The sequence below is a fragment of the Streptomyces capitiformicae genome (assembly GCF_002214185.1).
Lineage (GTDB): Bacteria > Actinomycetota > Actinomycetes > Streptomycetales > Streptomycetaceae > Streptomyces > Streptomyces capitiformicae.
Genome location: NZ_CP022161.1, coordinates 1636961 through 1649868, shown reverse-complemented (window position 1 = coordinate 1649868; position 12908 = coordinate 1636961). Strand labels below are relative to the sequence as shown.

General features: G+C 70.2%; 12 protein-coding genes, 1 pseudogene and 1 riboswitch. Of the genes and pseudogenes, 7 read left to right on the top strand and 6 right to left on the bottom strand.

Features of this window, described 5'->3' with window-relative positions:
- The first annotated feature begins 267 nt into the window (after positions 1-267).
- On the top strand, positions 268-768 hold the full coding sequence (locus CES90_RS07390) for a helix-turn-helix domain-containing protein (protein WP_189782296.1): 501 nt from the start codon (positions 268-270) through the stop codon (positions 766-768).
- A 39-nt stretch (positions 769-807) separates the two neighbouring features.
- Here the strand turns inward: CES90_RS07390 and CES90_RS07385 are convergent, their stop codons facing one another.
- Complete coding sequence (locus CES90_RS07385; RefSeq protein ID WP_189782297.1) at positions 808-1341, bottom strand: peptidoglycan-binding domain-containing protein; 534 nt, start codon at positions 1339-1341, stop codon at positions 808-810.
- Between the two features lie 512 nt (positions 1342-1853).
- Here CES90_RS07385 and CES90_RS07380 point away from each other — a divergent pair.
- The 3 genes from CES90_RS07380 (at position 1854) to CES90_RS07370 (ending at position 4998) form a co-directional block, all read left to right on the top strand.
- The gene (locus tag CES90_RS07380) at positions 1854-3089 is read left to right on the top strand and encodes a DUF2690 domain-containing protein (protein ID WP_373313305.1); all 1236 of its coding nucleotides are present in this window, start codon (positions 1854-1856) and stop codon (positions 3087-3089) included.
- A gap of 437 nt (positions 3090-3526) precedes the next feature.
- Positions 3527-4516: a malate dehydrogenase gene (locus CES90_RS07375; protein WP_189782299.1), complete on the top strand. Its 990-nt coding sequence runs from the start codon at positions 3527-3529 to the stop codon at positions 4514-4516.
- 149 nt (positions 4517-4665) lie between these two features.
- Positions 4666-4998, top strand: coding sequence for a hypothetical protein (locus CES90_RS07370; RefSeq protein WP_189782300.1), 333 nt, complete (start codon positions 4666-4668; stop codon positions 4996-4998).
- 96 nt (positions 4999-5094) lie between these two features.
- Here CES90_RS07370 and CES90_RS07365 read toward each other — a convergent pair whose 3' ends face one another.
- Together CES90_RS07365 and CES90_RS07360 are read right to left on the bottom strand one after the other, a co-directional pair.
- On the bottom strand, positions 5095-5985 hold the full coding sequence (locus tag CES90_RS07365) for a helix-turn-helix domain-containing GNAT family N-acetyltransferase (RefSeq protein ID WP_189782301.1): 891 nt from the start codon (positions 5983-5985) through the stop codon (positions 5095-5097).
- Between the two features lie 54 nt (positions 5986-6039).
- A complete protein-coding gene (locus CES90_RS07360; RefSeq protein ID WP_189782302.1) occupies positions 6040-6816 on the bottom strand; it encodes a LolA-like protein in 777 nt (258 codons plus the stop codon).
- 198 nt (positions 6817-7014) lie between these two features.
- On the opposite strand from CES90_RS07360, the gene CES90_RS07355 reads away from it, so the two are divergent.
- The 3 genes from CES90_RS07355 to CES90_RS07345 all read left to right on the top strand — a co-directional run bounded on the left by CES90_RS07355 (position 7015) and on the right by CES90_RS07345 (position 10236).
- Complete coding sequence (locus CES90_RS07355; RefSeq protein ID WP_189782303.1) at positions 7015-7386, top strand: hypothetical protein; 372 nt, start codon at positions 7015-7017, stop codon at positions 7384-7386.
- Positions 7387-7406: 20 nt separating this feature from the next.
- The gene (locus CES90_RS07350; RefSeq protein ID WP_189782304.1) at positions 7407-8591 is read left to right on the top strand and encodes a glutathionylspermidine synthase family protein; all 1185 of its coding nucleotides are present in this window, start codon (positions 7407-7409) and stop codon (positions 8589-8591) included.
- Between the two features lie 76 nt (positions 8592-8667).
- Positions 8668-8756: riboswitch (ZMP/ZTP riboswitch) on the top strand.
- A 31-nt stretch (positions 8757-8787) separates the two neighbouring features.
- Complete coding sequence (locus tag CES90_RS07345; protein ID WP_189782305.1) at positions 8788-10236, top strand: glycine hydroxymethyltransferase; 1449 nt, start codon at positions 8788-8790, stop codon at positions 10234-10236.
- 222 nt (positions 10237-10458) lie between these two features.
- Here the strand turns inward: CES90_RS07345 and CES90_RS07340 are convergent, their stop codons facing one another.
- The 3 genes and pseudogenes from CES90_RS07340 to CES90_RS07330 all read right to left on the bottom strand — a co-directional run.
- Positions 10459-11133, bottom strand: a complete 675-nt coding sequence (locus CES90_RS07340) for a hypothetical protein (RefSeq protein ID WP_189782306.1) — start codon at positions 11131-11133, stop codon at positions 10459-10461.
- Positions 11134-11269: 136 nt separating this feature from the next.
- Entirely contained in the window at positions 11270-12175 is a 906-nt protein-coding gene (locus CES90_RS07335) for a hypothetical protein (protein WP_229913734.1), read from the bottom strand.
- Between the two features lie 118 nt (positions 12176-12293).
- Positions 12294-12890, bottom strand: a pseudogene (locus CES90_RS07330) (RNA polymerase sigma factor); the annotation flags it as partial.
- Between the last annotated feature and the right edge of the window lie 18 nt (positions 12891-12908).

The following is a 12908-nucleotide window of genomic DNA, read 5'->3' as shown; positions in this document are numbered from 1 at the left end:
CACCCGCGCGTCATCACTCCGGGGCGCGACCCGTCTCACTCCGGGGCGCGACCCGTCCCACCCCCGGGGCGCCGTTGGAATCACTCCACGGCGCCGCCAGAATCAGCCCCGGGGGCGGCGTTCGCGCCAGTGGGAACCGGTCCGCCCGCCACCGTCGTCCCACGCTCAGACCCTTCACTCAGCCCCTTTCAGTCCCCTTACTCCTTACTCCTTACTCAGACCCTTGTCGCCTGGTCGGACCCCCGCCCGAAGCCGAGGAGGCAGCCGATGAGCGCCTGGCAGCCGCTGCCGGACGAACTCCCCCCGGAGGTTCAGCACTTCGTGGAGCAGTTGCGGCTGCTCAAGGACCGCACGGGACTCAGTCTGGTCGCGCTCGGCGCCCGTACCGCGTACAGCAAGTCCTCCTGGCAGCGGTACCTCAACGGCACCCAGCCCCCGCCCCGCCAAGCCGTCGTGGCCCTGTGCCGGGTCGCGGGGGAGGACCCCGAACGTTTCGGGGTGCGCTGGGAGTTGGCCGTACGGGTCTGGCCGCGCCCGGCGGCGGGGGCCGCGGGTCAGGCGACGGACACCGCCGGGGCGGGGTCGGCGGTGGCGGGGGCCGAGGCGGAGGTGTACGAGGACGACCCCACCCTCCCCTGGTGGGACGCCCCCGCCGAGGAACCGAGGACCAGGCCACCCGGCCGACTGGCCCTCTACGCCGCGCTCGCCGTCCTCGCGCTCCTCGCCCTCGTCGGCGTCGCACTGATAGGGGCCGTCACGCTGTCGTGACGGCCCCTGCCTCAACCGGCCCCTGCCTCAACCGGGCCCTCAGCTCCGCCAGTTGTACGCGGCGACCTTCCACTTCGAGCCGACCTTGACGTAGTACTCCCCGTCGAGCCGTTTGAAGGACACCTCGTACGCCACGCCCGTGTACGTGACCTCGCCGTCGCTGTACGGCCCGTACAGGTAGCCGTCGGCCTGCCCGAAGGTCTCCTTGCCGACGATGCCGTCGATGTCCTCCAGACCCTCCTCCTTCTGCCAGTACTTCGTCGCCGAGCGGGTCTTCCAGCCGAAGATCCCGTCGATGTCCGACGCGGTGAAGGTGTGCAGATCCCCGCCGGCGTCCTTCCACTTGGCGCCGTCGGCGTAGAGCACGGTCTGCCACAGCCGCGTCGCGTTGCTCCTGGAGTGCTTGCCGGTGGAGAGCGTGCCCTCGTCGCCCCAGTCGTTGGTGGCGTCGCCGGAGCCGTCGACGACGTACGACCCGGAGGCCGTGGCGAGCGGAGCGGCGGCGCCGAGCGCGAGCCCGGCCGAGGCCGTCACGGCGACGGCCGCGAGCAGCAGCCTGGCCTTGTGTTGCATGTGATCCCCCTGGTCCCTCGGTGTCCCTCGGTGTCCCTCGGTTCGACTCACGTGACTGTGCATGTGTGGTCGTTGTGTCGATGTGTTGACAAGTTCGAGAATTCACCGCCGATCCACTCAACACCAGGGCTAACGTGAGCATTTGGGATGGTCCGGGACGGTCCGGGACGTCCCGCGCGCGGACCGGCAATTCCGCCCGTCAACCCGGGATGCCGGTGGGACACTGGACCACAGACCGGTAGAGGGCGTGCAAAGGTGCATGTCCAGCCCGAAATGCTCCCGCACGCCCCCTTCCCGGGAACTGACATCCCGACCGGGCGCATCCCCATGGGTAGTCCAGAACGGGGCTCCGGAGAGGGGCTTCGGAGAGGGGCTTCGGAGAGAGCCTCGGGCTCGGTCCCGGACCAGGATCAGCGAGGGCATCATGCGCGGCACAGGGATAGTCGGCACGGGGGGAAAGTGCAGAGACGTTCGGGGGGAAGAGGGGGGAAGCAATGCCTCGTTGGAGGGCCTTGCCCGATGAACTCGATCCACAGGTCAGGGAGTTCGCGGGCCAGTTGCGCAGGCTCGTCGACCGCAGTGGAATGAGCATCGCCGCGGTGGCCGACCGCACGGGCTACAGCAAGACGTCCTGGGAGCGGTATCTCAACGGCAGACTGCTCGCGCCGAAAGGCGCGATCGTCGCGCTGGCCGAGGTGACCGGTACCAATCCCATCCATCTGACGACCATGTGGGAGCTGGCCGAGCGCGCCTGGAGCCGCTCGGAGATGCGCCACGACATGACCATGGAGGCCATCCGTATCTCGCAGGCGCGGGCCGCGCTGGGGGAGACGGGCGGCCAGTCGACCGTCAAGGGCGGCAAGAACGGCAGAGCGAGCCGGAGCGCGACCGTGACGCCGGGCGTGGCAGGTCCGGCGGGCGTCTCGCCGACGGTCCCGCCGCAGGCGCAGCCGCCGGGGGAGGAGCGCAGGTCGCGCCCGTCGTACGGCGGTTCGTCGGCCGCCCCGTCCTCCTCGTCACCGGCCCCTTCGCTCCCCGCGTCGCCGTCCTCCGCACCGTCCTCCGCCGCGGGCGCCTCTCGTGTCAGCTGGGGTGCCACCCCTTCGGCGTCGTCCTCGGGGGCGTACGGAGCATCGGCCTCCTCGGTGTCTCCGGCGCGTTTGCCCGACGGCGGGTCGTCGGCTCCGCCCGGTGTCTTCGGTCCGCCGCAGGGCGGTGGCGGTGCCAGGCGCCCCCACGACGGTGACTCGTCGGCCAAGCGGCGGGTGTTCATGTTCCTCGCGGGAGTCGTCGGCGCGCTCGTCGTGATCGCGGCGGCCTTCTTCCTCACGAACGGCGGCGGGAAGGACGACACGGCGGACAAGCCGCCGACGTCCCCGCAGACCACGGGCGTCACGAACCCCGACCTCCCGGACGGCGTCAAGTGCAGCGGCAAGGACTGCGACGGCAAGGACCCCGAGACCATGGGGTGCATCGGCAGCCTCGTGACGACCACCGACGTCAAGTTCGTGAACACGACAAAGGTCGAGGTCCGCTACAGCAAGACCTGCGGAGCGGCCTGGGCGCGCATCACCCAGGCGGCGCTGGGCGACGAGGTCCAGGTGATCGTCGGCAAGACCAGGCAGACGGCGGCCATCGAGGAGGCGAATGACAACATCGCCTACACCCCGATGGTGGCCGTGAAGGACGCGGGCGACGCCACGGCCTGCGTGACGCTGGCCACGGGGCAGGAGGGGTGCACGGGGTAGGCGTCGGTCCTGGAGGTCTGAAATGGGGGCGCGCGGCATGGATCTGCGCGCCCTCCGCGTGCGGAAGGGGCTCGTAACCCCTCGTTATGGGCCGTATCGGAAAAGTAATTGCCGTCGAGGAGGAATGCCTTCCGCGGTCCGGGGCAGGCGGACAGTACCCCCACGGGAATCCGGCCCGCCCGGGAGATCGACATCCCTCTCCCGGCCCGGTACCCCACCTGGCGGCCGCCTCGGTCCACCCCTCTCCCGGACCGGCGGCCGCCTCTTTCGGTCCATACGCGGCATGCTGTGGGGTGGGCCACATGAACCCGGACGTCCGGGCTCCCGGATGCGCGATAGCCTGACCAACGATCTCTCTTGACGCCAAGAGATCGATCGTTTGTACGTCCCACCAGGGGCAGGGACGCCCCACCGCCAGCTGTCATACGGAGAACGCCATGACCCGCACTCCCGTGAACGTCACCGTCACCGGCGCGGCCGGCCAGATCGGTTACGCCCTGCTCTTCCGCATCGCATCCGGCCAGCTGCTCGGCGCGGACGTGCCGGTCAAGCTGCGCCTGCTGGAGATCACCCCGGCACTGAAGGCCGCCGAGGGCACCGCCATGGAGCTCGACGACTGCGCCTTCCCGCTCCTTCAGGGCATCGACATCACGGACGACCCGAACGTGGCCTTCGACGGCGCCAACGTGGCCCTGCTCGTCGGCGCCCGCCCCCGCACCAAGGGCATGGAGCGCGGCGACCTGCTGGAGGCCAACGGCGGCATCTTCAAGCCGCAGGGCAAGGCCATCAACGACCACGCCGCGGACGACATCAGGGTCCTCGTCGTCGGCAACCCGGCCAACACCAACGCCCTCATCGCCCAGGCCGCCGCGCCGGACGTTCCGGCCGAGCGCTTCACCGCGATGACCCGTCTGGACCACAACCGCGCGCTGACCCAGCTGTCGAAGAAGACGGGCGTCCCGGTCTCCGAGATCAAGAAGCTCACGATCTGGGGCAACCACTCCGCGACCCAGTACCCCGACATCTTCCACGCCACGGTCGCCGGCAAGAACGCCGCCGAGGTCGTCAACGACGAGAAGTGGCTCGCCGAGGACTTCATCCCGACCGTAGCCAAGCGCGGCGCCGCCATCATCGAGGCCCGTGGCGCCTCGTCGGCTGCCTCCGCCGCCAACGCCGCCATCGACCACGTCTACACCTGGGTCAACGGCACCGCCGAGGGCGACTGGGTCTCCATGGGCATCCCGTCCGACGGTTCCTACGGTGTGGCCGAGGGCCTCATCTCCTCCTTCCCGGTCACCGTGAAGGACGGCAAGTACGAGATCGTCCAGGGCCTGGAGATCAACGAGTTCTCCCGCGCCCGCATCGACGCCTCGGTGCAGGAGCTGACGGAGGAGCGCGACGCGGTCCGCGCCCTCGGCCTCATCTGAGCAACTGCCCCTCCGGTCAGCCTCATAGGTCGCTCGCACAGGCTCTGTCCCCGGTTTCGCCGGGGCGGGGCCTGTTCGGCGTGTTACGGGGCTCAGATGCTGCTCAAGTCCCTTGAGCGGCACAGATGTTGTCGCCCACGATGATCCACATGTTCGGACTCACTTCCTCCCGCAAGGACCAGCTCGTGCTCTTCGTACGGGACCCGGACGCCATCGCCGAGACCGTACGCCGGGCCCTCGCCGAGGCGACCCCCGAGGAGCGCCCCGGTCTCGAACGCGCCGTCGAGCTCATCGAGGAGGCCGTCGCCACCTCCGACCAGGCCCTGCGGGCCCGCTGGGTGAAGGAGCGCCTGGCGGAGGTCGGTTACACGGGCCCGGTCGACTCCGTGGCGGCCATCAAGGCCCTGCGCGCCGCGGAACCGGGCCTCAGTCTCAGCTCGGCCGTCGCCCTGGCGAAGTCCGCGGCGGCGTTCCAGAAGTAGCCGACACGACCCGGCGTACTGGCGCATCGGCGCATCGGCGCATCGGCGCATCGGCGTATCCGCGTATCCGTGTATCGGCGTATCCGTGTATCGGCGTCACCGAGCAAGCCGCTTCTCGAAGAAGTGGGACGCGTACACGTCGTCGTTGTACCGGGGGATCTCGGTGTACCCGCACGCCCGGTACATCGCCTGGGCCTCCGCCAACGCGGCGTGCGTATCGAGTCGTACGACGTCGAAACCGCGCTCGGCGGCCTGCCGCTCCAGCCCTTCCAGCAGGCGGCGCGCGAGCCCGAGCCGTCGGGCCTCGGGGCGCACCCACACATGCTTGATCTCCCCGACCCCGGGCTCGAGCGTACGCAACGCACCGCACGCCACGGGCCGCCCCTCCTCGTACGCGACGAGCAGAACCCCCGCGTCCCCGGAGACCTCGTGCGGCGGGACGAGGGTGGCCGGGTCGTACCCCTCGGGAAAGCGTGCGTCGATGTCGGCGGCGTACGCGTCGAGGCACGCCCGGGCGTCGGCGGAATCCCCGTCGACGACCTCGACGCGGATCGCGGCCAGCCGCAGCAGCCGCTGCGCGGCCCTCAGGGCGCCGGTCAACTGCTCCCGCTGCTCCGCGCTCAGCCCCCGCAACAGCCCCTCGGCCAGCGCGTCGGACCGCCGATTCTGCTCCGCGACCTCGACCCGCCCCGCCGGTGTCAGCTCGGCGACCCGTACCCGGCTGTCCTCGGCATGGACCCCGACCCGAACCAGCCCCTGCCCTTCCAGCGACTTCACCATCCGACTCAGATACCCGGCGTCCAGCCCGAGCCGGGTACGCAGCTCACGGAGCGAGACCCCGTCCTTTCCGGCCTCACCGATCTCGAACAGCATCCGCGCCTCGGCCAGCGGCCGGTTCTGTCCGAGGTAGTGGTCGTCGAGGGCCCCGATCCGCCGGGTGAAGTACCGGTTGAACCGGCGCAGACTGCTGACATGCTTGGTCTCCATGGTTCTTTGACTTTAGTCAAAGAACCATGGAGGTGTCGATGGTTGGTGATGGCTTCAGATCTTCTCCAGCTCGCTCTGGAGCTTCGATACGTCGATCGAGTCGTCCGCCGACGGAGTCTCGGAGGGGACTGGCTCGTCGTAGTCGGTGAAGGCCATGGTGAGGTCGGTGTCGTCGCCCTTCTCGGTGGCCTTGACCAGGTGGTGGTCGGAGTCGGTGGTGATGTAAAGGGTGGTGGTCGTGCCGTCCTTCACGGAGGAGACGGGGATGACCTTGTCGCCGTCGACCGTCGTTTCGGCGCCCTTCTTCAGGGGCTCGGTGCCGGTGGAGTCGTCCTCGGTGACCTCGTCCTGGAAGGCGTCGAGGTCGCAGGTGTCGGCCATGCCCTTGAGGAGGGCGTCGGAGGTGGAGCCGTGGATGTAGCGGTTCTTGAAGAGCTCGGCGGCCGCCTCGCCCTCGGCGCCGGGGATCTGGGCCTTCCAGAAGTCGGCGTCCGGCTTCATCCACACCTCGTCGCCCTGTTTGACGATCTCGACGCTGCCGCCGTCGGAGCCCATCTCCATGGAGCCGGCGCAGTTGCCGTCCTGGTCGAGGGCCAGGTCCATCGAGGTCGGCCGGGTGGAACTGGTGTCGACGCCCGGGCTCTCGTCCTTGAACTCGAGATGCACTGACTTCGCCTCCCGCAGAGCTTCCTGCGCCCGGTCGGAGAGCTCCTGCGCACTCGGGTCCTCCACGTGGTCCGGGTACGACGGGGAGGGCGAGAGGAAGAGGGCTGCGGCCACCGCCGTACAGGTCACCACCGCTCCGGCGACGACTCCGTCATGCCTGGTCATGGCGTCACCTCCGCGTGGTGCGGCCCACTCTTCAGCGTAGGTTTCGCCCAGGTCCTTCGCATTTCCGGCGGGGATCCGGTTGGCCGATGCATGGAATCGATCACTAGTGTGGGCGCCGGTAAAACGCGGACAAGCCGACGGCCGGTCACGGTGCACCGGCCCGGTATGGCAGGGCATCAGCCCGACGGGGGAGCACACATGGGAGAGCAGCGCAGGCGCCTGCGGTCCAGCACGGTCGTACTCGGTGGGATGGGCGTCGTCGCGGCGGCCCTCACCTCCTGCGGATCCGACCCGGACCGCCGGTGCGTGGACCGCGACAGCTACGACATCGTCAACGGCTACAAGATCATCGCCGACAAGAACTGCAACTCCACCTCCTCCTCGTCGTACAGCAAGAACCGCAAGAGCAGCAGCAGCGGCAACCGTAAGCAGGCCGGCTCGGCCGACGCCGCCTGGTACTACGACGCCGATGTCAGCGGCAAGTGGGCCGACGACGGCACCTTCAGCCGGAGCGAGGCCGTCGACCGGGACGGCTTCGGCTGCTCGGGCTCCGGCTCCAGCGGCGGCTGACCCCGAGGGGAGGCAGAGCCATGGAACGCCGCACCATCGAGCCCCGCCCGGGCTGGCAGGAGACGGTCGAGGAACAGGGCCTCATCTACCCGCTGACCCGGTACCCGGACGGCTCCCTGCGCCCCTACTGGGACGAGAGCGCGTACTACGTCTTCTCCCTCCCCGAGGTCGAGGCCCTGGAGGAGGTCGTCGAGGAACTGCACGGCATGTGCCTCGCCGCCGCCGCGCACATCGTCGACAAGGGCCGCTTCGCCGACCTCGGCATCACTGATCCACGTCTCGCCCACCTCGTCGCCGAGGCGTGGCACCGGCGCGCCGAACTCCCGTCCGTCTACGGCCGTTTCGACCTTCGCTACGACGGGACCGGCCCCGCCAAGCTGCTGGAGTACAACGCCGACACCCCGACCTCGCTCGTCGAGGCGGCCAGCCCCCAGTGGTTCTGGATGGAGGAGCGCTTCCCGGGCGCCGACCAGTGGAACTCCCTCCACGAACGCCTCGTCGACGCCTGGAAGAAGCAGTCCCACCTCCTTCCACCGGGCAGCCCCCTCTATTTCGCGCACTCCGCCGCCGACGAGCTCGGCGAGGACCTGATGACGGTCGCCTATCTGAAGGAGACCGCCGAACAGGCCGGCCTCGACACCGACTGGATCTCCATGGAGGACATCGGCTGGGACCGCCTCTCCGAGCGCTTCGTCGACAAGAAGCTCCGCTTCATCCGCAGCATCTTCAAGCTGTACCCCTGGGAGTGGCTCACCACCGACCGCTTCGCCCCGCACGTCCTCGCCACCCTCGACAACGGCGGCGGCACCGGCACCACCCTGTGGATCGAACCCGCCTGGAAGATGCTCCTCAGCAACAAGGCACTCCTCGCCGTCCTCTGGGAGCTGTACCCCGACCACCCCAACCTCCTCCCCTCCTATCTCGACGGCCCCCGCGAACTGGCCGCCACCACCGGCTACGTGGCCAAACCGCTCCTCGGCCGTGAGGGCGCCGGCATCACCGTCCACGACCCCGGAACCGATCCCGTGCTCCGCGAAGAACCCTGCTGCTACCAGCAGTTGGCTCCCCTCCCCGCCTTCGACGGCAACCGCGTCGTCCTCGGCGCCTGGGTCGTCGAGAACGAGTCGGCCGGCCTCGGCATCCGCGAGTCCTCGGGCCTGATCACGGACGAGTACGCCCGCTTCCTGCCGCATGTGATCCTGTGACCCCCCCCGTGGCGGAACGCCCTCGTTCGGATGGTGGACGTCCGCGCCCGGTGCTTCTGGCCGCCCGATAAGGTGAACGCCGGGTCGTGACTGGCGCGCTGGGATGGGACGGACCATCGGGGAGCGGCCCGGGAAAGATGAGTGCCGTGCGCCTGGGCCGTACCGTGAACGCTGAACGCAACGTCCGGAGGTCCCCATGTCAGCCGAGTCCCTCTCCAACGAGTCCACAGCCTTCCGTGCCGCCCTCGATGTGATCCGCGCCGTCGAGCCGCGTGTGGCCGACGCGATCGGCCAGGAGGTCGCCGACCAGCGCGAGATGCTCAAGCTGATCGCCTCCGAGAACTACGCCTCCCCGGCCACGCTCCTGGCGATGGGCAACTGGTTCAGCGACAAGTACGCCGAGGGCACCATCGGCCGCCGCTTCTACGCCGGCTGCCGCAACGTCGACACCGTGGAGTCCCTCGCCGCCGAGCACGCCAAGGAGCTCTTCGGCGCCCGCCACGCCTACGTCCAGCCGCACTCCGGCATCGACGCCAACCTCGTCGCCTTCTGGTCCGTCCTCGCCGACCGTGTCGAGGCTCCCGCCCTGGAGAAGGCCGGTGTCCGCCAGGTCAACGACCTCTCCGAGGCCGACTGGGCCGAACTCCGCCAGGCCTTCGGCAACCAGCGCATGCTCGGCATGTCCCTGGACGCCGGCGGCCACCTCACCCACGGCTTCCGCCCGAACATCTCCGGCAAGATGTTCGACCAGCGCTCCTACGGCACCGACCCCGCCACCGGGCTCATCGACTACGAGGCCCTGCGCACCTCCGCCCGTGAGTTCAAGCCGCTGATCATCGTCGCCGGCTACTCCGCCTACCCCCGTCTCGTGAACTTCCGGATCATGCGCGAGATCGCCGACGAGGTCGGCGCCACGCTCATGGTGGACATGGCGCACTTCGCGGGCCTCGTCGCCGGCAAGGTCCTCACCGGCGACTTCGACCCGGTGCCGCACGCCCAGATCGTCACCACGACCACTCACAAGTCGCTGCGCGGCCCGCGCGGCGGCATGGTCCTGTGCGACGACTCCCTCAAGGACCAGGTCGACCGCGGCTGCCCGATGGTCCTCGGCGGCCCGCTCCCGCATGTCATGGCCGCCAAGGCCGTCGCCCTCGCCGAGGCCCGGCAGCCCGCCTTCCGGGACTACGCCCAGCGCATCGTCGACAACTCCCGCGCCCTCGCCGAGGGCCTGATGCGCCGCGGCGCCACCCTGGTCACCGGCGGCACCGACAACCACCTCAACCTGATCGATGTCGCCACCTCCTACGGTCTCACCGGCCGCCAGGCCGAGGCCGCGCTGCTCGACTCCGGCATCGTCACCAACCGCAACGCCATTCCGGCCGACCCGAACGGTGCCTGGTACACCTCCGGCATCCGCATCGGTACGCCCGCGCTCACCACGCGTGGTCTCGGCACCGCCGAGATGGACGAGGTCGCCGGGCTCATCGACCGGGTCCTCACCACCACGGAGCCCGGCACCACCAAGTCGGGCGCCCCTTCCAAGGCCCAGCATGTGCTCGACGCCAAGGTCGCGGACGAGATCTCCCGCCGGGCAACCGACCTCGTGGCCGGCTTCCCGCTCTACCCGGAGATCGACCTCGGCTGACGTCGGCCTCTGGCGAGCATGGATCGCACGGCACCCGGCGGTGCGGCTCGGGGAGGGCGAGGTTTCGCTCACCGGCGCTTGCCGGGTGCCGCTGCGCCCACCCTCCCCCACTCTCGGCCTCGCTCGAGCGGGAGGCACCCCCATCGCTCCAGCGGCACGACTGCCCGCAGCTAAGCGGTCGGACCGCAGCTAAGCGGTCGGACCGCAGCTGTGCCCTGTTGTTCAGGCGTCGATCAGCTCCTGACGTGGCGGTCCGGACTCGGTCCGGGCCGCCACGTGGCGTAGGAGCAGGGTGGCGCCGGAGCCCAGGGCCAAGCCCAGCAGCAAGGCGGGTATCGCCCACCACGCCCGGTCCCACAGGCTCGGCTCGCTCGCCTTCGTCGACGGCGGTTCGGTCTGTGCCGGGCTGTCCGACGGTTGCCCCGTCACCCCGAGGCCGGTGAGCAGCGCCCGCACAGCCTCCGGGGCCTCGGCCTTGTGCCAGACGCCGGGGTCCGACGAAGCAGCGGCGTCCTCAGGGGTCAGTGTCGTGTGGATCCAGACCTCCCGGCTGTCGGGCACGGCCAGGAACACCCGGTCCACGCGCCAGGGCGATATGTCATGGGCCATCCAGGTGGCCGTGACCGAGTCGCTTGGCTCCTGCCTCCACTTCTGCCCCCACTTCGGCTCCTCCTCCCTGCTCTGGTCGAGCTCGCGGCCCGCTGGGGCGAGGAGCTTCTCCAGGCGGCCGTAGGCCTCCTCCGTGTGGTACAGCGATGCCGTCCGCTCGCTGGTCGACGAGGCCAGCAGCACGCTTGTCGGTCCGCCCGCCGCGGAGGGCGGCGCCCCCAGCAGTACCAGGGCGAAAGCGGTCATCAACGCGCTGACCACCGCCGCCAGTTGACGCAATCCACGCATCCGACACCCCCCGATCGGTCCCGGTGCGGCCCTCCCGCACTCGCAGTGTCATTCCTGGTACACCGCCCGACGGGCCGGGGTTCCCATCGGAGACCAACCAATTTTCCGGGCCCGCACCAGGACCCGGAGACACCCGTCAGCCCAGCGACTCCGCGATGTCCTTCGCCCGGCTCTTCGACTCCACGCCCTCCAGCCGCAGCGTGAACTCGTCCCGGTGCACCCACAGGAGAGTGGGCCCCGCCGTCCGCTCGGAGCGGGTGAAAAGGGTGCCGTCCTCCGAGGTCATCCAGAAACGGAGCAGATGCGGCTCGGGGAACCACAGCGCCTCGTACGGGCCCGTGCTCAGCTCGACCCACTCCAGCTTCTGCCGACCCGCCACGCTCTTGCCGTACTCGGGTGCCAGCCGGGCCGCGTACTCGTCGAGCCGGATCGTGCGCCCCCGTTCCTGCCAGCACAAGGTGATCACGAAGCGGTCCTTCGGTGCACGGCTGACGGACACCGCGTCCGGAGTGCCCAGCGCATCCGGCACGAGGGGTGCGAACCCCGCCCGCCGCCCGGCCTCGGCGAGCGGGACCGGGTCCGTGCAGTCAGGCACCCGCGCTCCCGGTGACGGGGTCGCCGACGGGTCGTACCGCACCTCGACCCCGCCGAACTGGAACCAGTCGGCCACCGCCGCCCGTACCGGAGGGGTGAGGACGAGGGCCGTGAGCAGCCCGCACAGCACGGCGGTCAGCGCGCGCCACCGGAGCCGGGCCCACCGGCGGACCGCCCGCAGCCGCTCACCGGCCCCCGGCGGCTCAGCCACCGGAGTCGGTACCCGCTCGGCGAGTATCTGCTGCAGGACGCGCTCGACCATCGTCTCGCCCGTCTCGTCCCCGTCGGCCCCTGGTCGGTCCAGCGACCGTCCGAGTGCCCGCAGCTCCTGGGGCAGCCGGGAGACACGCCCGACACGCTCCGCCGCACCGTCCGTACCGCCGCGGACGCTGTCAGTGCCTCCCTCCCGGGGCGTGCCACCGTCGCCGTACGACTCACTCACCCTCATCACCCCCTTTCCTCCGTCCAAGGAGCTTGCCCGACACCGAAGACTTCCCAGGCCCCGGAGACTTCCCAGGCCCCGGAGACTTCCCCCGCCCAAGGGAACTCCCCGGTCCAAGGGAACTCCGCTGCTCGAAGGACTCGCCCGGTTCGAATTCCGGCAGCAGACGCCCCAGCTTGCGCAGGGCGCGGCTGAGCCGGGACTTCACCGTGCCCCGGGGCCAGCCCAGGGCTGCGGCCGTCTCGGGTTCGTCCATCTCCAGCAGGTAGCGGTAGGTGACGACCAGCCGGTGCTCCTCGCTCAGCTTCTCCAGCGCGCCCAGCAGCGCGACACGCCGCTCTATCTCCAGCGCGGCGACCGCCGGGTCCGCCGACGGCGGTATCAGCGGCTCGGCCTCCACGAAGGCCGCCTCGCGGTCGGCCAGGGACCGCTGACGCCCGGCCGTCCGCACTGTGTTCCTCGTCTCATTGGCCACGATCGACAACAGCCACGGCCGGAACGCCGCGCCGTCCCGGAAGCGGCCGAGGGAGCAGTACGCCTTGAAGAAGGCCTGCTGCACCACGTCCTCCGCGTCCGAACCGGCGCCGAGCGCCCGGGCCGCCCTCAGCGCGATGCCCGTGTGGGCGCGCACCAGCTCCGCGTACGCCTCCGGCTCTCCGGCGCGTACGCGTGCGATCACCGCGGCCTCATCGACGATGCGGCCCCCCTCCCGCGTTCTCACAGAATTGGTACACCGCCG